Source organism: Sulfurisphaera sp., assembly GCF_059755235.1.
This window is the reverse complement of record NZ_DBPRYF010000052.1, coordinates 83,030-106,759: the sequence shown is the minus strand read 5'-3', so window position 1 is coordinate 106,759 and position 23,730 is coordinate 83,030. Positions and strand designations below refer to the sequence as shown.

The 23,730-nt window shown below is 33.5% G+C and carries 26 protein-coding genes; 20 read left to right on the top strand and 6 right to left on the bottom strand.

The genetic code is table 11. The annotated features are described in order from the left end of the window. Positions 1-23 precede the first annotated feature (23 nt). The 4 genes from AC3OCB_RS11410 to AC3OCB_RS11395 are packed head-to-tail and all read right to left on the bottom strand — an operon-like array spanning position 24 to position 3,056. Positions 24-284, bottom strand: a complete 261-nt coding sequence (locus AC3OCB_RS11410) for a KEOPS complex subunit Pcc1 (RefSeq protein ID WP_498342665.1) — start codon at positions 282-284, stop codon at positions 24-26. Next, positions 256-1,290, bottom strand: a complete 1,035-nt coding sequence (locus tag AC3OCB_RS11405; RefSeq protein ID WP_498342664.1) for an SSO0295 family DNA-binding domain-containing protein — start codon at positions 1,288-1,290, stop codon at positions 256-258. Before AC3OCB_RS11405 ends, AC3OCB_RS11410 begins: the two co-directional genes overlap by 29 nt. Further along, positions 1,275-2,183: a lysylphosphatidylglycerol synthase domain-containing protein gene (locus tag AC3OCB_RS11400; RefSeq protein WP_498342663.1), complete on the bottom strand. Its 909-nt coding sequence runs from the start codon at positions 2,181-2,183 to the stop codon at positions 1,275-1,277. The genes AC3OCB_RS11405 and AC3OCB_RS11400 overlap by 16 nt, the downstream gene beginning before the upstream one ends. A 6-nt stretch (positions 2,184-2,189) precedes the next feature. After that, positions 2,190-3,056: a HesA/MoeB/ThiF family protein gene (locus AC3OCB_RS11395; RefSeq protein WP_498342662.1), complete on the bottom strand. Its 867-nt coding sequence runs from the start codon at positions 3,054-3,056 to the stop codon at positions 2,190-2,192. A 67-nt stretch (positions 3,057-3,123) separates the two neighbouring features. On the opposite strand from AC3OCB_RS11395, the gene AC3OCB_RS11390 reads away from it, so the two are divergent. Genes AC3OCB_RS11390 through AC3OCB_RS11345 form a run of 10 tightly spaced genes read left to right on the top strand, consistent with a single transcriptional unit; the run spans position 3,124 to position 12,476 of the window. Next, positions 3,124-3,945: a transketolase gene (locus AC3OCB_RS11390; RefSeq protein WP_498342661.1), complete on the top strand. Its 822-nt coding sequence runs from the start codon at positions 3,124-3,126 to the stop codon at positions 3,943-3,945. Beyond that, positions 3,914-4,855, top strand: coding sequence for a transketolase family protein (locus AC3OCB_RS11385; RefSeq protein ID WP_498342660.1), 942 nt, complete (start codon positions 3,914-3,916; stop codon positions 4,853-4,855). The genes AC3OCB_RS11390 and AC3OCB_RS11385 overlap by 32 nt, the downstream gene beginning before the upstream one ends. Further along, positions 4,856-5,881 carry a chorismate mutase gene (locus AC3OCB_RS11380; protein WP_498342659.1) on the top strand — a complete coding sequence of 342 codons (1,026 nt, stop codon included), beginning with the start codon at positions 4,856-4,858 and terminating at the stop codon, positions 5,879-5,881. 3 nt (positions 5,882-5,884) lie between these two features. After that, positions 5,885-6,877: a 3-deoxy-7-phosphoheptulonate synthase gene (aroF, locus tag AC3OCB_RS11375; RefSeq protein ID WP_498342657.1), complete on the top strand. Its 993-nt coding sequence runs from the start codon at positions 5,885-5,887 to the stop codon at positions 6,875-6,877. Continuing rightward, positions 6,874-7,932, top strand: a complete 1,059-nt coding sequence (gene aroB, locus AC3OCB_RS11370; RefSeq protein ID WP_498342656.1) for a 3-dehydroquinate synthase — start codon at positions 6,874-6,876, stop codon at positions 7,930-7,932. The genes aroF and aroB overlap by 4 nt, the downstream gene beginning before the upstream one ends. Further along, on the top strand, positions 7,920-8,708 hold the full coding sequence (locus AC3OCB_RS11365; RefSeq protein WP_498342655.1) for a shikimate dehydrogenase family protein: 789 nt from the start codon (positions 7,920-7,922) through the stop codon (positions 8,706-8,708). Before aroB ends, AC3OCB_RS11365 begins: the two co-directional genes overlap by 13 nt. Further along, positions 8,686-9,858 (top strand): chorismate synthase, encoded by a 1,173-nt coding sequence (gene aroC / locus AC3OCB_RS11360; RefSeq protein WP_498342654.1) that lies wholly within the window; start codon positions 8,686-8,688, stop codon positions 9,856-9,858. The genes AC3OCB_RS11365 and aroC overlap by 23 nt, the downstream gene beginning before the upstream one ends. Continuing rightward, positions 9,831-10,616, top strand: a complete 786-nt coding sequence (locus AC3OCB_RS11355) for a shikimate kinase (protein ID WP_498342653.1) — start codon at positions 9,831-9,833, stop codon at positions 10,614-10,616. The genes aroC and AC3OCB_RS11355 overlap by 28 nt, the downstream gene beginning before the upstream one ends. After that, positions 10,600-11,829: a 3-phosphoshikimate 1-carboxyvinyltransferase gene (aroA, locus tag AC3OCB_RS11350; RefSeq protein WP_498342651.1), complete on the top strand. Its 1,230-nt coding sequence runs from the start codon at positions 10,600-10,602 to the stop codon at positions 11,827-11,829. Before AC3OCB_RS11355 ends, aroA begins: the two co-directional genes overlap by 17 nt. Continuing rightward, complete coding sequence (locus AC3OCB_RS11345; RefSeq protein ID WP_498342650.1) at positions 11,826-12,476, top strand: type I 3-dehydroquinate dehydratase; 651 nt, start codon at positions 11,826-11,828, stop codon at positions 12,474-12,476. Before aroA ends, AC3OCB_RS11345 begins: the two co-directional genes overlap by 4 nt. On the opposite strand, the gene AC3OCB_RS11340 is transcribed toward AC3OCB_RS11345, so the two are convergent. Further along, positions 12,428-12,730 carry a Rieske (2Fe-2S) protein gene (locus AC3OCB_RS11340; RefSeq protein ID WP_498342648.1) on the bottom strand — a complete coding sequence of 101 codons (303 nt, stop codon included), beginning with the start codon at positions 12,728-12,730 and terminating at the stop codon, positions 12,428-12,430. The two genes, AC3OCB_RS11345 and AC3OCB_RS11340, sit on opposite strands and share 49 nt — an antisense overlap. 159 nt (positions 12,731-12,889) lie before the next feature. On the opposite strand from AC3OCB_RS11340, the gene AC3OCB_RS11335 reads away from it, so the two are divergent. The 4 genes from AC3OCB_RS11335 to AC3OCB_RS11320 are packed head-to-tail and all read left to right on the top strand — an operon-like array spanning position 12,890 to position 15,869. Continuing rightward, on the top strand, positions 12,890-13,177 hold the full coding sequence (locus tag AC3OCB_RS11335; protein WP_498342647.1) for a hypothetical protein: 288 nt from the start codon (positions 12,890-12,892) through the stop codon (positions 13,175-13,177). A gap of 3 nt (positions 13,178-13,180) precedes the next feature. Continuing rightward, complete coding sequence (locus AC3OCB_RS11330; protein WP_498342646.1) at positions 13,181-14,827, top strand: helicase C-terminal domain-containing protein; 1,647 nt, start codon at positions 13,181-13,183, stop codon at positions 14,825-14,827. Next, positions 14,824-15,618 (top strand): thioredoxin family protein, encoded by a 795-nt coding sequence (locus AC3OCB_RS11325; RefSeq protein WP_498342645.1) that lies wholly within the window; start codon positions 14,824-14,826, stop codon positions 15,616-15,618. Before AC3OCB_RS11330 ends, AC3OCB_RS11325 begins: the two co-directional genes overlap by 4 nt. 23 nt (positions 15,619-15,641) lie before the next feature. Beyond that, the gene (locus tag AC3OCB_RS11320; protein WP_498342644.1) at positions 15,642-15,869 is read left to right on the top strand and encodes a sulfurtransferase TusA family protein; all 228 of its coding nucleotides are present in this window, start codon (positions 15,642-15,644) and stop codon (positions 15,867-15,869) included. Here AC3OCB_RS11320 and AC3OCB_RS11315 read toward each other — a convergent pair. Beyond that, positions 15,861-17,696: a hypothetical protein gene (locus AC3OCB_RS11315; protein WP_498342643.1), complete on the bottom strand. Its 1,836-nt coding sequence runs from the start codon at positions 17,694-17,696 to the stop codon at positions 15,861-15,863. The genes AC3OCB_RS11320 and AC3OCB_RS11315 overlap by 9 nt on opposite strands. A gap of 123 nt (positions 17,697-17,819) precedes the next feature. On the opposite strand from AC3OCB_RS11315, the gene AC3OCB_RS11310 reads away from it, so the two are divergent. From AC3OCB_RS11310 to AC3OCB_RS11285, 6 genes are all read left to right on the top strand, one after another. Next, complete coding sequence (locus AC3OCB_RS11310; RefSeq protein WP_498342642.1) at positions 17,820-18,455, top strand: superoxide dismutase; 636 nt, start codon at positions 17,820-17,822, stop codon at positions 18,453-18,455. A 31-nt stretch (positions 18,456-18,486) separates the two neighbouring features. Then, entirely contained in the window at positions 18,487-19,560 is a 1,074-nt protein-coding gene (locus AC3OCB_RS11305; protein ID WP_498342641.1) for a nucleotidyltransferase family protein, read from the top strand. A gap of 36 nt (positions 19,561-19,596) precedes the next feature. After that, positions 19,597-20,229, top strand: a complete 633-nt coding sequence (locus AC3OCB_RS11300) for a hypothetical protein (RefSeq protein ID WP_498342639.1) — start codon at positions 19,597-19,599, stop codon at positions 20,227-20,229. A 33-nt stretch (positions 20,230-20,262) separates the two neighbouring features. After that, positions 20,263-22,146, top strand: a complete 1,884-nt coding sequence (locus AC3OCB_RS11295) for a thioredoxin domain-containing protein (protein ID WP_498342638.1) — start codon at positions 20,263-20,265, stop codon at positions 22,144-22,146. Next, positions 22,143-22,850, top strand: coding sequence for an SDR family NAD(P)-dependent oxidoreductase (locus tag AC3OCB_RS11290; RefSeq protein WP_498342636.1), 708 nt, complete (start codon positions 22,143-22,145; stop codon positions 22,848-22,850). Before AC3OCB_RS11295 ends, AC3OCB_RS11290 begins: the two co-directional genes overlap by 4 nt. A gap of 205 nt (positions 22,851-23,055) precedes the next feature. Next, a complete protein-coding gene (locus tag AC3OCB_RS11285; RefSeq protein ID WP_498342635.1) occupies positions 23,056-23,688 on the top strand; it encodes a hypothetical protein in 633 nt (210 codons plus the stop codon). The last annotated feature ends 42 nt before the right edge of the window (positions 23,689-23,730 follow it).

Genomic DNA, 23,730 nt, shown 5'->3' with positions numbered 1-23,730 from the left:
TTTTGCCATCTTGCTTATCTTCTTCACTGCTTCTGAGATAGCTTTGTTAGGGTTTTTTCTAGTGTTATAATATTTTGTATTATCTCATCTACTGTATTTCTTAATGTTAGAATATTTTTGGTATCTTCTATCTCCATCGAAACATCAATTAAGATTTTGTTTTCATTTTCAACGGACATGTAAATTGACATACCTTTTGGAATATTTACATTGTCTACTTTTATGCTCTCTATTATTTCTTTGGCAAAAGGAGTTTCATATGTTATTCTTACTGAGATTTTCAATCTTGTTCAGCCCTTCTTTTAAGTTATTAACTTGAAACCTACTTGTGTAAATACCATTTTCTGTTTTCAGAAAAACAGGTTTGTTTTTCTTTATTTTTCCAGATTGTAACAAAATTAATTGAACTAAAGTGGGAGACTTGAGATTCGTTTCTACTAGGTAGTAATTATTAGTCTCATTAATATTATTAATATAGAAACCCCTTCCTACTTCCTCTCTGAACTTGGAAATTAAAGTCTCGGCATAATTAGGTGTTATCACAAATTGGAAAATATCTCCTACTCCCTTTAAGTCAAGAAAGTATATCAATGTAAAAGCTAACTCTAATGAATCATATTCAAGGTAAAAAGCTCTATCAGTAATAATATCATCTCTAGTAATTTTGGGATTTATTTTTAAAAGACTAGATATTATTTTATAGACTAAGGAATTCAATTTAGTCTCTTCAATGTCGTCTAGTCTGTCAGTTTCTGTTATATTGATTTCTTTCAAGGCTTTTATTGAATTTTCTCTATTTCCAGAAATATCAGGTATATAAGGATCAAAAGACAGTAATAGTGAGAAGAAGAGGGGAAGGTTTTTATAATTAGGAATTTTTAGATTTCTTTCTAGCGTAACACCAAATTTTGTCAAATCATTTAATATTTCTGTTTCAACATCACTATACTTCCTTCTTTCTAATATTGTGCTACTTGTAATTCCAGCTAAAATAGGTAATGTATCATCTACCGATACTGGGATCATAGAAGTGAAAGAATTAGTCCCTATAAAGTTTTGTTTTCCCTCTATCTCAATAAATTTGCCAGAGGTATTGTTTATTAACTTAATTTCACATTCATCAGAAGTAAATGATACTGTGGTTTGCTTTCCTATTTTAAAAAGTAAAAATGCAAATATTAGATCATCAAGAGTGTACGAGATTTTGATACAAGCCTTATCCATACTTATGAGTTGAGATGCCAACTGTCTAAGCTCTTCCTTATTTAGTGGTTTCAAGAAGTTTTCCATATCTCTTTCACTTCTTTCTTTAATACTTCAAGCTTTATGTCTTTCAAGTAAATGAAACCGAGAGAATATGAAACTAACTCTAAAATTCTAACTTGTATTACAAACAATGGCGGCAATACAGCAGATAATGCGAGTTCAGCAATTCCTGTAGCAGACGGAATAGGGACTAAAGTTGCAACTAAGTATGTTTGATTTATCAAGTAATCAAAGAGCAGATTATCACGTATAAAGTAAAAAGGCAAGGATTGAATAAAATAACCTAAGGCTGTTAATAAGGTGGAAAAAATGAACACTCTTTTATTTTGCATCCTTTCTTTCATGACATTTTTTAGAACAAGGTAACTTTCATTTAATGGCTTAATATATTTTATATTAAATATTTTTTGTTCTAATTTATTTAATTTGCCAGACGTGAAATATGCATACCCAAGTCCACTACTCCATCCTAATATGTTTCCTAGGGATACAAGGATCATAATAGTTTCCAAAGGCGAAAGTTTGACCCAGAATAGTAGAAGATATAAGACTGCTCCTACATTGACATCAAAGAATGATTCATAAAGTGCTAAAGTAAATGCTTTATCTAATTTTACATTCTTGTGTACATAAGAAACTGCTCTACTTAGATCTGGTCCTGCTGCCCCGGGAATTATTAGACTTACTGCATTCCCAAACAATCTAGCTTTTATGCATGTATAATAATCTAGGTTAGTTATTAGTGAATCCCTATAGGAGATAACTAGGATTTGACCTAAATAAGCAAGGAAAAAAGATACAAGGAAGGCTGTGTTTATCTCTAGAATTGCATTGATCAAATTAACATGGAGAATCAATGAGTAGGCGACTATAACAATTAAAGGCAAGCTCAAAGTAGCTAGTAACTTCTTATCCACAATAAATTATCTAGATACTTTCTTAAAACACTTTCCATTTTTATAACAAATAACTAAACTGTTACTATTTTTTTCTATTATATACTCGTTGTTAATTTCTCTTTTTTGCTCTCTCATTAGTCCGCAATTAGGTCTTTTTTCTTCTCCTTTTAAAAACTTATACTCATGTAAACTACATGCTTGACATTTTTCATTTCTTTCAAGTTTTACTTTATCAAACTTCATTTTTCTAAAATCTAAATAATATAGAGAGTCATCAGTATCGCCTCTCAAGTGATTTAGCATTAATTGAACTTGTAAACTGGCTGTTATGGATACTGTTGTGTTCAAGGTACCTATAATTTCGCATATGTTTTCTTCTTCTCCTTCATAATTTAGAAAACAAGATAAACATGCGTTTTTTCCCGGTAATATCAACTTTACTGATGAATATTCACTCATAACTCCTCCATAAATCAATGGTATTGATCTTTTCACGCAAGCATCATTAAGTAATAACCTATAATACAAATTGTCTAAGGCATCGAATACGTAATCACTCCCTTTAATTAGATCCTCAACGTTATTCTCATCTATTATATCTGTTATAGCCTCAATTTTTACTTCACGATTTATTTCTTCTCCTCTTTCCTTACATACTAACGCTTTAGGTTTACCTAAATCTTTTTCTGTAAATAAATGAGTTCTATGTAAGTTACTTAGTTCAACGATGTCAGCATCTACAACTTTTATATTACCTACTCCTAATCTTACTAATAGTTCTACTAAGCTAGATCCTAGAGCTCCGCAACCAACTACTGTAACCTTTAATTCTTTTAATTTCTCTTGTAAGTCAAGTCCTAACACTAGTAATTGCCTTGAATATCTTTCCATATTTTATTCTTCAAAAAGCTTATAATTAAGAATTATTAATTATCCGCGGGGGCTTGGTTTTGTACCAATGGAAGGAGGAGGGCATGATGGAACTCCAATATCAGTAGAAGAACTAAACAAGTTAAAGAATATAGCGGAAAAAGCAAGGAAAAATGTTGTAAGAATGCTGTTCTATGACCAGACAATACATGTAGGCTCTTCACTAAGTAGCATAGAAATCCTAACTACTCTTCTATTTAAATATATAAGAGAAGGAAAAGACCCAATAAATAGAGACTGGTTAATACTAAGTAAAGGTCATGCAGCGCCAGGACTTTATGCCGTACTAGTTGAAAAAGGATACATAAGTGAAGATGAATTATGGAAAATCCAAGACATTTCTGGATTACTTCAGGGTCATCCAGAGACTTTTATACCCGGGATAGACATGTCAACAGGTAGCTTAGGGCAAGGACTAAGTTTTGGAATAGGTGTTGCTCAAGGAATTAAGATGAAAGGAGGAAACGGAAGAGTGTTTGTAATAATGGGCGATGGAGAGCAAGATGAAGGAGAGATATGGGAAGCAATGACACATGCAGTAACGAGGAAATTAGACAATTTAATAGCATTTATCGAAATGAATGGTTTTCAGTTAGATGCAGCTACATCAGAAGTGAAACCAAAAGAATTTCTACCGGATGTATGGAAAGCAGTAGGCTGGAAGGTATTAAGTTGTGATGGTCATGATTTTGTAAGTTTAATAAATACTATTGATGAAGCAATAAAGGCTAAAGCGCCAGTTGTTATATTCGCGAAGACAAGAAGAGGAATGGGATTCAAGGCAATAGAAAACACTGTAAATCAGAGGGCGAGTCCGGATGATGCAAAGAAGTACCTTACCAATGCGTGATACATTCGGAAGATTATTAGTGGAACTAGGGAAGACTAATAAAGATTTAGTAGTAATTACTGCAGATGTAGGAAACTCGACAAGAGCAATGTACTTTAGGGAAGCGTTTCCAGAGAGATACTTTAACGTAGGTATTTCAGAACAAGATATGGTTAACTATGCTGCTGGGCTTGCAGCTGTAGGCTTTAAGCCATTAGTTGTGAACTTTGCGATGTTCCTAATGAGGGCTTGGGAGCAGATTAGGAATTCAATAGCCAGAATGAACCTAGATGTAAAGTTAGCCGTTACACATTCTGGTTATAGTGATAGTGGTGACGGATCAAGTCATCAAACGTTGGAAGATATAGCATTAATGAGAGTATTACCTAATATGAAGATAATAGTGCCCGCTGATTCAGCTGATGTGAAAAGGACATTGCCAGTTGTAGTAAATGAGTTGAGAGGTCCTTTGTATTATAGAATGGGTAGAGACTATACACCGGTAATAACTGAAGGATTAGATTATGATTTTAAACTAGGAAAGGGGTATGTGCTAAAGGACGGGGAAGATTTAACAATAATGGGTGCAGGGGTAGTGTTATATGATGCGTTAAAAGCTGCCGAAGAATTAGAAAAAATGGGAATAAGTACAGCAGTAATAAACTTACTAAGTATAAAGCCGATTGACGAAGATCTAATTGAATATTATGCTAGAAAAACTGGAAGAATAGTAACAGTAGAAGAGCATTCAATATATGGTGGGATAGGTTCTGCTGTATCAGAGGTAGTAGTTAAAAGATATCCAGTTCCAATGAGGTTTATAGGCGCTACTACGTTTGGAAGATCGGCGAGAAGTGAAAGAGACCTACTTGACTTTTACGGTATTAACTCGAAGTCTATTATAAATGCAGCACTCGAGTTAGTGAAATAAATGGATTCAGAACTAGAAGAATACAGAAAAGAAATTGAAAATATAGATAAACAGATACTTCAGTTAATATCAAGAAGGCTGAAAGTAGCTGCAAAGATAGGAGAGATAAAAATAAAGATGGGCAAAGGTCTGACAGATGAGAAACGAGAAGAAAAGGTAAGACAATACTGGTATGAATATGCGAGAAGTTTTGGAATACCAGATTCTTTTGTTGATTCTGTACTACCTATCTTATTTTCTTATACTAAATTAACTGAAATCAATCCGGGTAAAAAGAAAAATATTACAATTGTAGGTTACGGAGGGATGGCCAGATCCCTTGTTTCATTATTCTCTTTGGTTGGCCATAATGTTGTAGTAACCGGAAGAAATAAAGAGAAAGCCGAAAAGTTAGCTTCAGCCTTTAGATCTGTTTATATGGATCTGGATTCTGCGTTAAGTTGGGGGGAATATATAATCTTAGCATTACCCCCTTCTTCTTTAGATTATATTTTTAGCATTTCACCTAAATTATCTGATAAAGTTGTTATGGATATTTTTTCCTCAAAGTTTCATGTTTTTGAGCAGTTGGAAAAAGTATCTGAGTTATATTCTTTTAATTATATTTCTACTCACCCACTTTTTGGCCCCATGGTTTACCCTGTTGGGGAAAGAATAGTAGTGATTCCGTCGAAAACGTCCAAAAATGTCGAAGAGATAGTCAATTTTTGGAGAGAGTCTGGACTAAACGTCTCTATATCGACAGTTGATGAACATGAAAAAGCCATGTCGATTGTACAAGTTTTGGTTCACTTTTACATTTTAGGTCTCTCAAAAGCAGTTGATGAATTAAAGAAGGAGTTGAACGTTGAGAATTTGCAAGATTTTTACACCACGAACTTTAAGGAAATAAGTAAAATCATAGATAAAGTAAATTCACTCCTTCCAGTTATTATGGAAATTCAGAAGTCAAACCCCTACGCTTTTAAAGTTAGAGATATAGGAATAAGAGAGTTGCAAAAGATAAAAGACGAACTGGGTGGTTAGTAGATGTTATTTATTCTAAGGGAAAAAGCTGATTATTCTACTTTAAGGGAAAAATTGCAAAGTTCATCAGCTTCATATAAAATTCTCGATTTGTATTCCAAGAAGGTTGTAGTAGCATGGCCAGATGAGTACGTTGCTAACATAACAGATCCTTCAATAGAGATTGCTGTAAAACCAAAAAAACCTTATCAGTTAGCTAGTAATGAATGGAAAAAAGATCCTACTAAAGTCAGAGTTAAGGATGCTGAGATTGGTAATAACAAGATAGTGGTTGCTGCGGGTCCATGTGCTGTGGAGGATGAAGAGCAAGTATTAACTGTAGCAAAAGCTGTTAAAAGAGCAGGTGCCTCGATCTTAAGAGGTGGTGCTTATAAACCGAGAACCAGTCCCTATTCTTTCCAAGGCTTAGAAGAAAAGGGTCTGCAAATTCTAAAGAGAGCGTCTGAAGAAACAGGATTACCTATAGTGTCTGAGATTATGGATACTAGAGATACAGAGATATTCAAAAAATATGTAGACATGTTACAAATAGGAGCTAGGAATTCTCAAAACTTTGATTTGCTAAAAGAAGCTGGAAAGACAGGTCTTCCAGTTTTGTTAAAGAGAGGAATGGCAAATACTGTTGAAGAATGGTTATTAGCGGCAGAATATGTTCTTCTTGAGGGCAATGGAAATGTAGTTTTATGCGAGAGAGGTATAAGGACTTTTGAAAAGGCCACTAGATTTACATTGGATGTAGGAGGAATGATAGCAGCAAAATTACAAACACATTTACCTATATGTGCAGATCCTAGTCATCCTGCAGGTAAAAGAGAGCTAGTACACTCTTTAGCTTTGGCTGCTGTAGCGGCTGGTGCTGATATGTTGCTTATAGAAGTTCATCCACATCCAGAAAAAGCGCTAAGTGATTCGGAACAGCAACTTACACCAGAATCATTTGAGTTGTTAATGAATAGGATAAAGGCATTGGCTAATGCGCTGGGTAGAACAGCATGAGGATTTTAAATGAATCGATTTGTGATTCCAATATTTCAGTTTATGTCGGTCAAGGTGTTCTTAGAGTTCTTGAAGATCTAGCAGATAAAAAAGTAGCCCTTTTTTATTCCCAAAAACTTGACCCATCTAAAGTAAGGGAGCACTTAAAGAACTATATAGAAGTCCCAATTATTGATGGAGAAGAGGCAAAAGATATAAACTATGCTCTAAAGCTTGTTAAGACCCTTTTTGAAAAAGACTTTGACAGAGGGGACTATGTTATTGCATTAGGTGGAGGGACTGTAACTGATGTTGTAGGCTTTGTAGCCTCAATTTATATGAGAGGGTTGAACCTCATAAATATTCCCACCACATTGCTAGGCATGGTCGATGCTTCAATAGGAGGAAAAACTGGTGTAAATTTTGAAAATGTAAAGAACATAATAGGTACTTTTTATCAACCTAGTATGATAATTTCAGACTTAAATTTTCTTTCAACTTTACCAATAGAAGAAATTAGGAAAGGATTAGCGGAAGTTATAAAATATGGGCTAGTACTAGACAAAGAATTATATGATTTTTTAGCTATGAACAAAGATAAAGTACTATCAAAGGACAATGATGCCCTAGAAGAAATTATTTATAAATCTTCTAAGGATAAGCTTTCAGTTGTAAAAGCAGATGAGAGGGAAACGAAGGCTATAAGGATCGTATTGAATTTTGGTCATACTATTGGTCATGCTATAGAAGCAGGTAGTAAGTTTGAAGTCCCTCACGGTTATGCTATTTCTGTGGGCATGGTATGTGAGGCTAAAATGGCAGAAGAAGTAGGCTATGCAGAAGAAGGAGTGGTAGAGGATGTTATCTGGATGCTCTCTCAGTATGGCTTACCCTTGTCTGTCGATGATTTAAAAGTTAAGGTTGATGTTGAAAAAGCACTTGAGGCTATAACTAAGGATAAAAAAGTTAGAGGAGGATATTTAATGATGCCTTTTCCAACAAGGATAGGTGATTGGAAGAAAGTTGATGTTCCATTGGAGACGTTAAAGGGGTTTGCTGAGCAATGCTTGAAATAAACTATGAAACAAAACTCTTAGGAGTTGTAGGAGAAAATATCTCTTATACACTTTCTCCCGCAATCCATAATTTCTCATTTGAAAAACTAGGAATAAACGCTGTTTACCTTGCATTTGATATAAAAAGAGAAGATTTTGATGTTATATTCAACGGATTACTTAAGTTGGCATATGGACTAAACGTTACAATTCCTTACAAAGAAGAGGCAATAAAGTATGTGAAACCGAATAAGGAAGTTGAAAGGATTGGAGCATTGAATACAATCTTCAAAGGACAAGGATACAATACTGATTATTTGGCAGTCAAGAGTTTAGTTAATGAAAAAGGGATAGAAAAGATAGAGAATTGTACCATCTTTGGAGCTGGCGGTGCCTCAAGGGCAACTGTATTTGCATTGGCAGATTTAGGTTGTTCGATTAATATAATTAACAGAAGTTTAGAAAGAGCAGAGAAATTGGCTTCTGAACTCAAAGAGAAGGGTATTTATGTAAAGATAAACTCCAGTTGTGATAATAGTGATGTTATAGCAAACTCGACTCCAAACTCTGACTTTATTCCGGACGAGTGTATAAAAGGAAAATTAGTGATCGAATTTGTCTATAAGCCAGTTTCAACTTCACTTATTAAAAGAGCAGAATCACGTGGTATTAAAACTATAAATGGGCTTGAGATACTTGTAAGGCAAGCCATGGAGGCAGAAAAAATTTGGTTTGGCAAATCATTAGATGATGGAGAAGTGGTGAAGTATCTTTATGCCAGGGAGCTCGTTTGGTGAATTATTTAGAATAACAACGTTTGGAGAAAGTCACGGACCAATGGTGGGCGTAGTTATTGATGGTGTTCCAGCAGGCTTACCTTTGAAGAAAGAAGATGTTGAGTTTGAACTATCATTCAGACGTCCCGGAAGACAGTTTGTCACTGGTAGAAGAGAAAAAGATGAGCCAGAAATAGTTAGCGGGATATATAACGGTCGCACAACTGGGGCACCTATTGCAATTATAGTAAAAAATACAGATGTAATATCATCCCTTTATGAAGAAGTTCATTTTAAGCCAAGGCCTGGACATGCAGATTTACCTTACATAATGAAATATGGTTTAGAGAATTGGGACTATAGGGGAGGAGGTAGATCTAGTGCCCGTGAGACTGTAAGTAGAGTGGCTGCATCAGCAATAGCTAAGAAATTGTTGATGTTAACTGATACATGGATAGCTGGTCATCTAAAGAGTTTAGGTTATGTAGAACTAAATGAGCCCGTAAGTTTTGAAGAAATCCTTTGCTCAAAATACAGTCCAGTAAGAGCAAGTAAGAAATTATTAGAAGAAAAATATGAGGAACTCGTAAAACAAGCTACTGTAGAAGGGGATAGCTGGGGAGGCATAGCTGAGATAGTAGTCAGAAACCCTCCAATTGGTTTAGGAGAGCCGGTTTTTGATAAATTAAAGGCTGATTTGGCAAAAGCTATTCTCTCAATCCCCGCGGTGATGGGTTTCGAATACGGATTAGGATTCACATCAGCAAAGATGAGAGGAAGTGAAGCAAATGATGAAATAATAAAAAAAGGAAATAAACTTGGCTGGAGGTATAATAACTCTGGAGGTATTTTAGGTGGTTTATCTAACGGTGAAGATATTATTCTTAGATGCGCGTTTAAACCGACAAGTTCTATTAGAAAACCACAAAAGACTGTCGATTTAAGAACTAATGAAGAAACAACTATATCAGTTATAGGTAGACATGATCCAGCAGTTGCGATTAGAGGAGTTTCTGTTGCAGAGGCAATGGTTTCCCTTGTTGTAGTAGACCATGCTATGAGATCAGGTTACATACCTACAGTAAGGCTATCTGATGAACAAATAAAAATAATAGAGGAAAGATGGAATAAATATCTCAGCTCATGCAAACCTTCTCGGGAGTCTCAGTAGTTAACGCACTACCCAGCTGGTATGGCTCATCAATAGCTGTTGATTTAAAAGTTGAAGTTGAAATTGAAGAAATAAGTGAGTGTAGAAAATTCGAAAATGTATTGATAGACACGATACTAGATTTCTTTTATGCGAACTACAAGATACCATGTTTGAAAGTGAAAATTATCTCTCAAATCCCAGAAAAGAGCGGGTTAAAAAGTAGTAGTGCCGTTTCTACTGCGTTAATTGGTGAGATAGCTAAAAAGTATGATATTAAAATTGATGTACCTAAATATTCAGCCATTCTTTCATTAAAAGCTGGAGTTTCATATACCGGAGCTCTTGATGATGCTTCCTCCTCTTATTACGGTGGGGTTGCATTTACTTATAATAAAGACTTTAAGATTTTGGAAATTCAGCACCCACCAGAAGTTTCTGTTATCATACTTCCTAGAGGAAATAGGAAAATAAATGTAGACTTACTTACTATGAGAAAATACAGCCTAATTTTCGAAGAGATATTTAAAATTTCAAGGAAGGACGTTATTACCGGTATGAGATTAAACGGCATACTTGTTGCTCATATATTAGGCTATGATACTAAAGAAATTGAAGAAGCCTTGCAAAAAGGGGCTCTAGCTTCTGGTATTTCTGGTAACGGCCCCTCTGTTTTTGCAGTAACAAAACTCGGTGAAGAAGGTCCAATAGTTGATGTTTGGTCTAAATACGGAAACGTTGTTGTAACTAAGGTGGTAGATTATGTTAGTAGAGATTAAACCATCTAAAATTGAAGGCAAAATAAAAGCTCCGCAGTCAAAGAGTTATGGAATTAGACTTATCTTATATTCCATTTTAAAAGAGAGTAAATTAGATAACTTAATTTACTCAGATGACGTAAGTGTTGCTGTAAATGTTGTGAAGGCATTAGGTGTATCGGTCTCTGGTTCTCTATTTAAGAAAGAAAAAGAGTTAAAACTTCCGTCTTATTTGTATTTTGGTGGCTCTGCAACAACATTAAGGATGACAATTCCGATAATTTCGGTACTTGGAGGCGAAGTATTAATAGATGGTGATCAAAGTTTACGCAAAAGACCCTTAAATGCTATTATAAACGCTTTGAAAGGACAAGTGAATTTTTCGTCAAATTCGTTACCAACAAAGATGAGTGGAAGATTAAAAGAAAATTACGTAAGAATTGATGGTAACGAAAGTAGCCAATACATCTCTGGGTTTATCTATGCATTTTCAATGGTAGGTGGTGGAGAGATTGAAATTATCCCGCCAATTTCTTCGAAAAGTTATATCTATTTGACAGCAAACTTGATCAATAGCCTTGGTGGAGACGTTAAAATTAGAGATAATAAAATATATGTAAATAAGGGCTATTTTAGACCTTATGTTGGTAGAGTACCTGGCGATTATGCTTTAGCCTCATTTTATGCCTCATCTTCAATAGTTAGTGGTGGTAACTTAGTAATTGAGGACGTATATGAAATACCCGATTTTTACGGTGATCATAGTATTGTGAAGTTCTATGAAGAAATGGGTGCAGAGTCTTATGTAAAAGAAGGTAAATGGTTTGTTAAAGCCTCTACCAAATTAAATGGTATTGATGTGGATGTAGATGACTATCCAGATCTGGCTCCTTCAATAGCTTCTATTGCTCCATTTGCAGAATCAAAAACTGTAATAAGAGGAGTTAAGAGGCTTAAAGTTAAAGAGAGCAATAGAATACTTACAATTTCTGATACTTTATCTCGTTTCAACGTTAAAGTAAATTATGATGATGAGAAAATTGTAATATTCCCTTCACCAGAACTAAAAGAGGCTAGTATATATTGTCCTAATGATCATAGAATAGCAATGATGGCTTCTGTGCTTTCCTCCAAGGTAGGTGGGGTAATAGATAATGCTGAGTGTGTAAATAAGAGTAATCCAGCTTTCTGGAAAGATTTAATTTCCTTAGGAGCGAATATAATAATAAAATGACATTGGTTGTAGCATCACTACCAATCAGAAAAGAAGACGATATTCAAAGAATTCCAAGCTTTTACGACGCTGATTTAATAGAAATAAGATTAGACTATTTAGGAAAATTAATTCCAATAGAAAGATTGGAGAAGTTCAAAGAGAAGATTATAATTACGATTAGAGATCCTAGTGAAGGTGGGGTTAATCTCATTAACCCAAAAGATAAGGCTGAATATTTAGGTAAACTTGACGAGAGAGGATTTCTATATGACGTAGAAGCGAGGTTTGCTAAAATGTACAAAGTTTCGACCAAGAATAAAATAGTTTCAGTCCATTACTTTGATAGAGTTCCTTCATTTGAGGAAGTATATGAAATAATTAGAGATTTTATTGAAACATCTTGGCTAGTCAAAGTCGCTGTTATTGGAAAACCCGGTTATAGGTCTCTTTTATCCAAAATTCTTGAACTTGGAAAAGTTACAGTTATGCCCATGGGTGTTGACCCATTAGAGAGAATTGCCTTTTCGATATTAGGCTCTCAATTAATTTATGGGCATACTGGGGAAGAAACTGCTAAGGGACAGATGCATTATAAAATTGCTAGACAAGTCCTTTCTTATTTAACTTCAATTTCTACTTCGTCTCCTTCAATTTTAACAGGGTAAAGAGTTATGGGCTTCTTTGAAGGACCTTTTCTCACTTTTCCATCTTTTAGAGAGAAATGAGAGAAGTGACATTGGCAAACTAACTCTTCTCTAATTACCACACCTACCTTGAATAGATCACAACCTAGATGTGGGCATTCATTATCTAAGGCATAAAAATTATTCCCACCTAGGTAAATAACTAAAATATCTTTCCCATTTATATTAAATTTCTTTTTTTCACCAACTTTGAATTCAGATTTTTTTATTCTCATAACTTCTAAATATAGTTTAAAACCTTTAACTCTAATTCTCTAAATCGTCATAATACCACCTTTAATAATCTGACTATTTATAATATTTCTTCAAGTTTCATATGCAAATAGTTTATAATGTCAAAATCATATAGTATACTAAGATAAGAGGTGAATAAGTTGAGTATAAATGAGGAGAAGCTGTTAAATAAGATTGACTACAGGATAGTAGAGATAAACAATATCTCACCATCTGCCGAAGTAAGAGCTTTAGTTATAACCCAGAAACAGCCTTCTAGTGAAATAGTTAACGATATTTCAACTTTGGCTAAAGTAGAGCTTGTAATGCCATTCCTTTCGACTGTCAAAGTAAAGGCCAAAGCCAAAGATCTACTGGCGCTCGCAGAAAAAGAATATGTAAAATTCATTATGTTAGAAGAAGTTTTAGCTAAGCTTGAAGAATTTTGAAGAGTGGAATTAAGAGATTGGCAAAAACAGCTAAAGGATAAAATAATACAGTCTGTTGAGGAAGGTTTTTTAATAGCTTTAAACTCTCCTACAGGGAGTGGAAAGACATTATTTTCTCTTTTAGTTGGTTTATCAGTTAAAGATAAAGTACTCTTTGTAGTACGCACTCATAATGAATATTTTCCAGTCTACAGAGATTTAAAGAAACTTGATCCTTCTATAAGGTTTTCTTTCGTAGTTGGAAAACCGTCAGCTTGCCCTTTCGCTTCCAAGGACGTTGATTCAGAAGATATCAATTGTAAATATTGTGAGATAAGAAATGCGATAGAAGTCCGTGTAGATAGATATCCGCTAGAGATGTTAGATGAGTTAAAGAGAGAAGCGTTACAAAAAGGTTTTTGTCCTTATTATTCTTTGTTAGAAACATCCAGAGAAGCTGACGTAGTTGCAATAACTTATCCATATTTCTTTGTTGAAAAATATCGAAGTTTGCTAAACATAGATTTCAGTGACTACTTTATAATCATTGATGAAGCCCATAACATAGATCGAGTAAGTGAAATAGAAGAGAGAATGTTAAGCGATTTTACTTTATCTATGGCTATTAAGCAGTCAAGGAGTCAAGAAGTGAAAAACATCTTGGAAAAATTAAGAGAGCAGTTAAAGGATCTTGTATACCCTGATGAAAAGTATATTAAATTAGAAAAAATTCCTAAATTGACTAGTGAAGAGATATCTATACTTGCTGATGAATATGAAGAATTAAAAAAAGAAAACATAAAATTAAAGAAAATCTCCAAAATTTATTTAGGTTCAATATTACGCTTTTACGCCACTTATTCAACCGGTTCCTTTATTCCTTTTTCGTTTTCAAAAAGAATAATCTTAAAAACATTGGATTTATCCCAATACTACTCAATGTTAAATGAGGAAAGTCTTCCTATTCTACTTATGTCAGGCACTTTACCACCTAAAGAGTACCTAGAAAAAGTTTTAGGAATCACAAGGAAGATTCTTTATATCGACGTTGAAAAGGAGATAAAGAAAAAAGTAACTGGAAGTTATCAATGTAGGATTGCAATTGATGTGACTTCTAAATATGATTTAAGGAGTGACCTCATGTGGAAGAAATACTCTTCTTATCTACTTAAGGTATATTATCAAGCAAAACAGCATGTCCTAGCAGTTTTCCCTTCCTATGAGATTATGAGAAAGGTGATGGAGCCTCTAAGTGTAAACAAAATTATTGAAGATGAGAGAACTTCAATAGATGAGATAATAAAAAAAGTTAAGGAAAACAAACAAAAAATAATAATAGCTGGCGTCGGCAGAGGGAAAATAACAGAAGGAGTAGAGCTGACCCATGACGAAAAAAGTCTTATCTCCGACGTAGTATTAGTTGGTGTACCATATCCACCAGAGGATGATTACATGAAAATGCTTTCACAAAGGATTGCAGATAAAATAGGAGGGAAATATAAGGAGTTTCTTATTACAATCCCTGCTCTGATAACAGTAAAACAAGCTATTGGAAGGGCAATAAGAAATGTGAACGATCATGCTGAGGTGTGGCTATTGGATAAAAGATACGATTCTTTATGGTGGAAGAAAAACCTAAATTGTTTTAATTCAACAAAAATTAGACTATGAAAGTAGAAATATTTACTCACAAAAATTGCATTGAGTGTAACTTTTTAATAGAATATCTCGAGAAAAATGGTTATCTAGGAAAAGTTATTATAATAGATACTGAGTTATATCCATTTTTAGCGTTTGAGAGAGGAGTAATTTCTACTCCCTCTATTTTCGTCGATGGCAAGTTAATTTTTGCTGGGGTCGTTGATTATGATGAGCTTTCAAAAATACTTTCTGGAGAAAATATAAACGTCAATATTAACAAAGATGAGCTAGCTGATAAATTAATGTTTGGTGTAATAAACTCATTTGCAGCTACTGCTTGGCTTTATGTCAATAAGGACTTCGATGCTTTAATGGCTCAAAAGGACTTCGTTTTTGCTGTTACTGGATTAGCATTAGCTGATGAAAAAGAAGCAGAGCAATTATATAATTATTTAAGAAATGTTATGATTAAAGAAGGAGAAACATACTTTGAGAAATGGAAAGATAGAATGAAAAGGTCAATTTCATCTAATTTTATCAGGGAACTTTATTGGCTTTATGAGAAGAAGCTTGATAAAGACTACGTAATGAATAAGTACCCATTAGAAGTCTTTGCGCACTGGGCAATGGTGAGAGGAGGCGCCGTTGGTAGAGTAGGTTTAAGAATTCATCCATTAAGTGAGAAAGATGTAATTCTACGTATAAATGAAGCCTATGTCTTTATGTTTGATAATTATGATAATTTGTGGGATAAAGTAATTAAGGAACAAGAAGAAATTCGCAAAATGAACAAAGAACAAATTAGATTTTTAAGTTTTTAAATGAGTGATACTAATATTAATTTATGTCTCAACAATTAAAACTCGATCTGAGAGGAAAAGACTGTAACGAGTTTATTTTAGAGATATCTAAAACGCTAATAGCCATGAAACCTGGTGACATACTTACTGTATTAGCAGACCAAGATAGAATACTTTGTACCCATCAGCTCTTAAGAAATTCGCCAAGATATCTCTTTAAAGGGGATGTAGTAGGAGATCATGCTGAAATTACTATAAGGAGACTAAGGTAATTTTTTAGAATTAGTTTTTACTAGTATTGTATCGCCATTTAATTCAGCTCTGAAACCCTTCTTTTGTATTAACGCTACAATGAAATTGGCATATTTCTCGCTTATGCCTATATCACTTAATTTAATTTCACCAGTTTCTAAAATTTGTGGCATTATTGTGTCTACTAACTCACTTAATTGTAATAATGAATCCTTATTACTAGCTATCTCGACTGCTTCTTTTAATTCCGACATGTAATTATATAACTTAGATATTTTCTCGCAGTAAGGCATCTCGGGGGTCTGCAATGTGTTTAATCCTATATCTACTATATTTAACAGATTTTCTGTTTCTGGTATTTCATAGACTTTTGCTATAGCGTTTATATTGTTATATAATCCGCTTAACTCAACTAGAAGTATACTGTTAATTTTTTCCAATATAGCTCTTGCATTATTTACTTTATTTATGGTTAATTGTTGTAACGTTAAATCTGATAAGTTCTTTACTATATCATATTCTTGTTGTTCTTTAAAGAACTGCAGTATATCAAGGGCTTTACTATTACAGGTATTAATCTTCTTATTTATGGTTTGTACATCCAACTCTCTAAGTCTATTGAGTATTACGTCCATTTTAATTAAGTTGATTTTATCTAATGACAATCCTAGGATCTTCGAGAGATTTTCAATAAGGTTGTTCATAAGATTAGAAGCTAAGATTAACTTAGAGTTTAACATTTCCTTTAATTTTCTATAGAATTCTAAGAAATCTTCTAATTTTATTTCTTCTTTTGGATATTCAATCTCGCCTAAGTTTATTCCAATGGTTTTTAGTTTTCCGGCAAAATCATTATAATTCCTTATTTCATCAAATATTAGATTGTTAATTTCAATTGATAAAATTCTTTTCTGGTTATTAATTTCATTTTCTAGTTCATTTAAACACTCTCGGTTTTTACATTCACTTATTTTATTCTGAATTGTAGTTACAGAATTTATATTTACGTTGATTAAACTCATAAGTTCTTTATTATTTTTATCAATCTCGCCCCTTAATGAATATAAGATAGTCGAAATTTGTTTTATTTCTTCCATTAATCTATTCTTTTCCGATTCATAAGCTTTTCTGTTCTCTCTTCTGTTTTTTATAGTTTCAACAACTCTGTCGATTGAGTTAATAGTTATACTTAACATAACTCCATAATAGATGTATTGAGACGCGAAATATATAGATAAGAAATATGAAGATATAACTATTGGAACGATTCCTGTTATACTATAGAATCCTTTATTATATGAATATATGATTGAGCCCACTATTACTAAAGCAACAGCTATTATCATGTTTTCTGCAAAGTGGTACTCAAATAATAAATACAAGAAAGGTAAAGCCGATAAAATTCCATTAATATAATTTTCATTAAATGATATCCCAGAATAATATAGTATTAAAGAACTAATTGGATTATATGATTGGATTACTAAGCTCCCAGCGGAAATTAATCCCCTCGAATTTCTTGTAACTCCTATTTGTATAAGTGGTATGATGAAAAGGAATACTAAAGGTAAAATTAAGTTTTCAATACTAGTAATATTAGTAAAGGATCCTTCTGTAATTATTTCCTTTAATGTGTTTAGATTCTGTAATAATAACGAAAATATGATTAATAAAGGAGACAATATTTCTCCCACTAAAAAGGAAATACCAAAAATTAAGCCTAAAATTAACTCAGCGAATGCTTGATTAGTAAAGTGTAAGGCTAAATAAAACGCAAGGATGCCATTTATAGACATTAGAAGCAACTTCTTTATAATTTCCTTTATGTCAGTAATCCTGATATCCATAAGTACTCTACTAATGAAATAGAATATCTGATAAATAAATTTTGAGCGGAATACCAATATAAGAGTTATTGTTTGAAAGCTATTCTAAATAAGATATTTAATCTCTTTTACATAATCTCTATTATGTCAAACCAAATACAGTTCAAAAAATACGAACTTCCACCACTACCATACAAAGTAGATGCGTTAGAACCATACATAAGTAAAGATATAATTGATGTACACTATAATGGACATCATAAAGGATATGTAACTGGTTCAAATACATTCTTAGAAAGGTTAGAGAAAGTAATAAGAGGAGAAGTAGGAAGTGGACAATATGATATACAAGGATTATTAAGAGGATTAGTTTTTAATATAAATGGGCATAAACTTCATGCTCTATATTGGCAAAATATGGCTCCTGCAGGAAAAGGTGGAGGAAAGCCTGGTGGAGCGTTAGCTGATCTTATAAACAAACAATACGGCAGTTTTGACAGATTCAAACAATTGTTCACAGAAGCAGCAAACAGTTTACCAGGGACTGGTTGGACAGTGTTATATTATGATACTGAATCTGGTAACTTAGAGATAATGACATTTGAGAACCACTTCCAGAACCATATAGCAGAACTACCAATTGTACTAATATTAGATGAATTTGAGCACGCATACTATTTGCAATATAAAAACAAAAGAGCCGATTATGTTAACAACTGGTGGAATGTAGTAAATTGGGATGATGCAGAAAAGAAGCTACAAAAGTATCTAAATAAGTAATCTTTTTTTATTCTTCATTCAAATTCTTTTTATGGTTTCAGCTATTATATTAGCTGGAGGATATGCTACACGATTAAGACCATTAAGCTTGACTAAACCTAAAGCTCTTTTACCAATTCTTGGAAAACCACTACTGGACTATATACTTGATTCTTTAGATGAAGCTGAGGTTAGTGACTCCTATATTTCATTACGTGTCATGGCAGATAAGATACTAACACACTTAGATGGTAAAACTAAGAAAATTATTCCCGTAATAGAAAAAGAAAGACTTGGTGACGCTGGTCCCCTCAAGCTTATTTCAAGCAGATATAATTTATCAGAAGACGTTCTTGTGGTTTATGGCGATATTTATAACGAGATTGACTATCGATCTTTAATCAATTTCCACGAAAGAAAAGGGTGTGATGCAACAATTGTTGGCAAAGCGGTCGAAGACCCAAGGAGATATGGTGTTTTGGTAACTGAAGGGGATAGACTTATTCAGATAGTTGAAAAACCCAAAAACCCAGTATCAAATTTGATAAATGCAGGAGTTTATATTTTCAAGAAGAAGCTCTTTGAAAAAATTGATGGACGAAGTATTGCAAAAGACTTCCTTCCAAAACTTTTGAAAGATAATGTCTGTATTTCCGTTTATAGATACGATGGTTTATGGATGGATATAGGAGTTCCAGCTGACTATATGAGAATAAATTTAGAGCTTCTTTCTTTAAAACATCCAAGAGGTTATATTTCTAATGACTCAAAGATTAGTGATAAAGCGAACTTAATTCCTCCTTACTACATAGGTAGTGGAGTAAAAGTAGATGAAGATGCTTACATATATAATAGCATTATTGGTAATTTATCTAATATAAATAAAGGGGTTTATATCGAGCAGAGCATATTAATGAACAATGTGAAAGTTAACAACTATAGCTTTATCAGAGATAGTATAGTCAGTGACTATGATGATCTAGGTAAGTGGGTAAGATTAGATTCAGTAATTCTAGGAGATGAAGTAGTTTTATATGATGGAGTCTTCATAAATAAAGATACAATAATTCTTCCGTATAAGGAAGTTAACGAATCGGTGTATGAGCGGGGAAAAATAATATTGTGAGTTTGGTCTCTCTATTAATTTTTACTTACTAAAGTCATGAAAAGGACTTACTTCCTATTTTTTGTGCTAATGGCTATATTATTTTCAATTCCCAGCAATGGGAACTCGTTAAAAGTGCTAATAGAAGGGCCGTCTCAAGTTCTGGTTAACTATCCTAATGGCTCTTTTCTGTTAATAGGTAATTCTTCTACTTTGCAATTCAATGGTAGCATAAGGGTTACTATTTTTTCTACAAATCCAAGCTATTATGTTTTAGTAAATGGAACTAAGTACTTCTCTTCTTATTCGTTTTCAATAAACAATAGCGAAACATTGTACGTAAAAGCCATACCAGAATACGTAAAAATGAGTTTAACCTTAAATGGAAGTGGAAATCTAAAAATAATGATCAATAATGGTTCATCTTTTACAATAAATAAGACTACTTCGTTCTTAGTTCTTAACAATTCTATAGTTTATATTACTTCTGGCAAAACTTTTGAAATTAATGGAGCAATTACTAATTTCTATATAATAGCTCCTTCTAGTAACGTTTCATTAGACATAAATTTTATCAAGAACACCTCTTCTACTTCGTCCCCCAAAATTACATCTCAAGATTTTTTAGGAATCGGTCTTGGTTTGATTGGACTTTCCCTTTATCTTTTCTTTAAGAGAAAGACTAACTAACAAATTTATTTTATGAATCATTAAAGTATGTTAATGAATAAATTAAAAGATAGTAAAAGTGCTTTCTTACTTCAAGCTTCGGATAGCCCTATCGATTGGTATCCGTGGAGCGAGGAAGCTTTTGAAAAAGCTAAGAAAGAGGACAAGCCAATCCTAGTAGATGTCGGTGCAGCTTGGTGTCACTGGTGTCATGTCATGGACGAAGAGACATACAATGACCCAGAAGTTATAAAAATCATAAACGAAAATTTTGTTGCAATAAAAGTTGATAGAGAGGAATTACCAGATCTAGACAGAGAATTACAAAACCTTGTAAGTGCTATTACTGGGGAATCCGGTTGGCCATTAACTGTTTTCATGACCAGTGACAAAAAAGTATTCTTTGGTGGTACATATTTTCCACCAGATGATGCATACGGAAGAATCGGATTTAAGAGGCTCCTTAAGGAAATCCTTAGGATTTGGAGGGAAGATCGAAAGAAAGTTAATGAGATAGCTAATGCGACATCTTCCATTTCTATTTCTTTAAACACTCTTTCACCAGAATGGACAGTTATAGATAATTCTATTTCAGCGATTGTAGCTAACTTTGACCTTGAGAACGGCGGTCTTCAAGGGCAAATGAAATTTCCTCATCCCACTGTAGATGAACTTTTGCTAGCTTATTCGTTCTTTACCGGAGATGACGTGGAGAAAAAGCTCTCTATGTTTACTTTGAAGAAAATGTACTACGGTGGAATTTTTGACCAGGTTGGAGGCGGTTTTCATAGATATACTGTTGATAATGAATGGTACGTGCCACATTTCGAAAAATTGCTTATTGACAACGCAGAACTTCTCTTAGATTATGCTCTTGGTTATGAATACTCTAGAGATGAAGAACTCTTAGATACAATTAGAATGCTTTATAACTTTCTTGTCAGAGATATGAAAATAGAAGGAGGATTTGCTAATAGTCTCGATGCTGATTCTGAGGGCAAAGAAGGCTATTATTATACGTGGACTGAGGAAGAATTCAAGGAGGCAATTAAAAATGAAGATTTTGATTACTGGTCAAAGTTTTTCGATTTAATTTATGGAAAAGAAGTAGAGGGAAGAAAAGTATTACGAAGGACAGTAGAGTATAGAGACTTTATAAAGAGATATTCTCTAGAGAAACTGAACGAAATAAGAATGAAGCTTCTAGAGTATAGAGAGAAGAATAGGGAGAAACCATTTAGAGATAACAATTTATATACTCATCCTAACGCTAGAATAGCGGAAGCATTATTCAACGTCTATCCGTTGCTGAACAAAGGAGTTAATGAAGCTCTTGAAATTGTAAACAAATTAGGAAAGACTATTACTAGAAGGCTTGATGGAGGCAAAGAAGGACTATTAGAGGATTATGCATCCTCAACTTTAGCCTTGATATCTGCTTATGAGGTAACTGGTGAAGATAAGTATAAAGATTTAGCTATAGAACTCTCCAACAATCTAAAAAATGTGGAGGGATATGCTATAGATTCTCCTTCTGAATCTTCAGAATCACTAAGACTTAAAGCTTTGTTAAAGATATCTCAGCTCACGGAGGAAAAAGTAGACGTTAAAGTCTATGATGCTTCTCCAGCCTTTACTGCAGGTGTTTTATATAGTGCAATGAGTTATATAAAAGGCATTGCTCATATAGTAGTCGTTGATGAAAAAGATGGAAAAGCGAATGATTTACATAATACAGCTTTAACAACTTATTATCCTTTCAAAGTTGTTGAAATAATCACTGAGGGCAAGAAAGACTATTTGCCATCTTATATGAGATCCATGATTAACTATAATAAAGGGAACAGTAGGGCGTTTGTTTGCATAGGAAATAAATGCAGTATGCCTATTCTTATACCCGAAAAATTAAAATTATACTTACTAGGGGGAACTAAATGAGGTTAAAAGGTAAACGCGTTTTAATAGTAGGAGTAAGTAAAGGTCTTGGATATGCTCTAGCATATTTTCTGCTTAAAGAAGGGGCTAGTGTTATAATTAATTCTAGAAATGAGGAGAAGTTAAAGGAGATAAAGAAGAGTCTAGAGTCTTTAGGAAATATAAGTTATGTAGTTGGTGATGTATCAAGTTTGGAAAAGGCTAAGGATGTAGTTAATAAAGCCGGAGATTTTACTGACTTAATAATTACTGTTGGAGGATATGTTGAAGATACGGTTGAAGATCTCTCTGGTCTTGAAGATATGATACTGAACCATATAAAAATCCCTCTCTATGTAGTCAATGCTTCTCTCAGTAAACTAAAAGAAGGCTCAACGATACTTTTAGTCTCAGCACTTAGAGGCATTTACACAGCTTACCCTAATCAATTGTCTTATGGTATAGGAAAAGCTGGAATTGCAAAAGAGGTCGAAATACTAGCCTCAGAACTTCTAGATAAGGGTATTAGGGTCGTTGGAATAGCTCCGAGTTGGATAGATGGTGATTTTGTCCCTAATAGGGACTGGAAAAAACTAAGAAAATTAGGTGATGTAAAAGCTCCACCAGAAGATTTTGCTAGAGTTGCAGTATGGCTTTTAACTGATGAAGCAGAATGGGTCGATGGAGTAGTCATACCAGTGGATGGTGGAACTAGATTAAAAATGTGAATTATTTTTTATTACCTAACAACAATAAAATATCTACTCTCTAGACTCTTTACTTATCCGGCTCCCTCTCTCACTCTTAGTTCTGACTTAACTCTGCTTTGAAAAGCTAGGCGTTCGGCTGTAAAATTTTAAATCCGCTTATCGTTTGTTAGAATTCAAAGTTTTAAAATAAAATAATATTAATGACAGTAAAAATCTATTTTTAATGAGCGAAATAAGCTTTCGTTTTAACTGTACTCAAGACTATATAGTCTTCCATTGCAACTACAAACTCCATAGTATAGAGTATTCTAACATAAACAATAACGTCATAATCAGGCTTAACTCTCCAAGTTTTAGGATTAGTTTCGAAAAAGGTAAATTCTTTGATATGCACAATCTTTTAGTAAAAAAAGGAATTGAGGGAGAAAATCTTGTAAGACCAGTACTAAAAGATTTCTCCGAAATAATGAAAGAAGGATTTTTACAACTCTCTTTCCAAAATAACATCCCTGTTACTTTGTTGATTAGGTTTGTAAATGACTTGGACAAGATATACTTAGATCCGAGGAGATATCTAGATTTCGAGGTTTCTGAAATTCTTATTGATATGAACAAGGAATTCCAAAAGGATAAGCCTGGGTTTTCAACAAATAGGAAAATAACTATAGAGTTAAAATCAAATAAAGGCTGTGTAAAGACTGTTATTCCAGAAGAAGGTCAACCCTCTCATCTATTCTCTCTAGACTGTAGTGAGTGGAGTGAGGACTTTTCAAGGTATAGGAGTATGATAACTTCTCTCCATCCCACTATAACAGAGATCAATGAAATAGTGGATTTCATGAAAAAGATTATTTAAATTATTTTTACTTATTGACGTTGTGTCACTGGTATTATTAAG

Coding starts and splice junctions, on each gene's coding strand:
- AC3OCB_RS11405 (WP_498342664.1), bottom strand. CDS start 1,290: ATGGAAAACTTCTTGAAACCACTAAATAAGGAAGAGCTTAGACAGTTG.
- AC3OCB_RS11395 (WP_498342662.1), bottom strand. CDS start 3,056: ATGGAAAGATATTCAAGGCAATTACTAGTGTTAGGACTTGACTTACAA.
- AC3OCB_RS11390 (WP_498342661.1), top strand. CDS start 3,124: ATGGAAGGAGGAGGGCATGATGGAACTCCAATATCAGTAGAAGAACTA.
- AC3OCB_RS11385 (WP_498342660.1), top strand. CDS start 3,914: ATGATGCAAAGAAGTACCTTACCAATGCGTGATACATTCGGAAGATTA.
- AC3OCB_RS11380 (WP_498342659.1), top strand. CDS start 4,856: ATGGATTCAGAACTAGAAGAATACAGAAAAGAAATTGAAAATATAGAT.
- aroF (WP_498342657.1), top strand. CDS start 5,885: ATGTTATTTATTCTAAGGGAAAAAGCTGATTATTCTACTTTAAGGGAA.
- aroB (WP_498342656.1), top strand. CDS start 6,874: ATGAGGATTTTAAATGAATCGATTTGTGATTCCAATATTTCAGTTTAT.
- AC3OCB_RS11365 (WP_498342655.1), top strand. CDS start 7,920: ATGCTTGAAATAAACTATGAAACAAAACTCTTAGGAGTTGTAGGAGAA.
- aroC (WP_498342654.1), top strand. CDS start 8,686: ATGCCAGGGAGCTCGTTTGGTGAATTATTTAGAATAACAACGTTTGGA.
- AC3OCB_RS11355 (WP_498342653.1), top strand. CDS start 9,831: ATGCAAACCTTCTCGGGAGTCTCAGTAGTTAACGCACTACCCAGCTGG.
- aroA (WP_498342651.1), top strand. CDS start 10,600: ATGTTAGTAGAGATTAAACCATCTAAAATTGAAGGCAAAATAAAAGCT.
- AC3OCB_RS11345 (WP_498342650.1), top strand. CDS start 11,826: ATGACATTGGTTGTAGCATCACTACCAATCAGAAAAGAAGACGATATT.
- AC3OCB_RS11340 (WP_498342648.1), bottom strand. CDS start 12,730: ATGAGAATAAAAAAATCTGAATTCAAAGTTGGTGAAAAAAAGAAATTT.
- AC3OCB_RS11325 (WP_498342645.1), top strand. CDS start 14,824: ATGAAAGTAGAAATATTTACTCACAAAAATTGCATTGAGTGTAACTTT.
- AC3OCB_RS11320 (WP_498342644.1), top strand. CDS start 15,642: ATGTCTCAACAATTAAAACTCGATCTGAGAGGAAAAGACTGTAACGAG.
- AC3OCB_RS11315 (WP_498342643.1), bottom strand. CDS start 17,696: ATGGATATCAGGATTACTGACATAAAGGAAATTATAAAGAAGTTGCTT.
- AC3OCB_RS11310 (WP_498342642.1), top strand. CDS start 17,820: ATGTCAAACCAAATACAGTTCAAAAAATACGAACTTCCACCACTACCA.
- AC3OCB_RS11305 (WP_498342641.1), top strand. CDS start 18,487: ATGGTTTCAGCTATTATATTAGCTGGAGGATATGCTACACGATTAAGA.
- AC3OCB_RS11300 (WP_498342639.1), top strand. CDS start 19,597: ATGAAAAGGACTTACTTCCTATTTTTTGTGCTAATGGCTATATTATTT.
- AC3OCB_RS11295 (WP_498342638.1), top strand. CDS start 20,263: ATGAATAAATTAAAAGATAGTAAAAGTGCTTTCTTACTTCAAGCTTCG.
- AC3OCB_RS11290 (WP_498342636.1), top strand. CDS start 22,143: ATGAGGTTAAAAGGTAAACGCGTTTTAATAGTAGGAGTAAGTAAAGGT.
- AC3OCB_RS11285 (WP_498342635.1), top strand. CDS start 23,056: ATGAGCGAAATAAGCTTTCGTTTTAACTGTACTCAAGACTATATAGTC.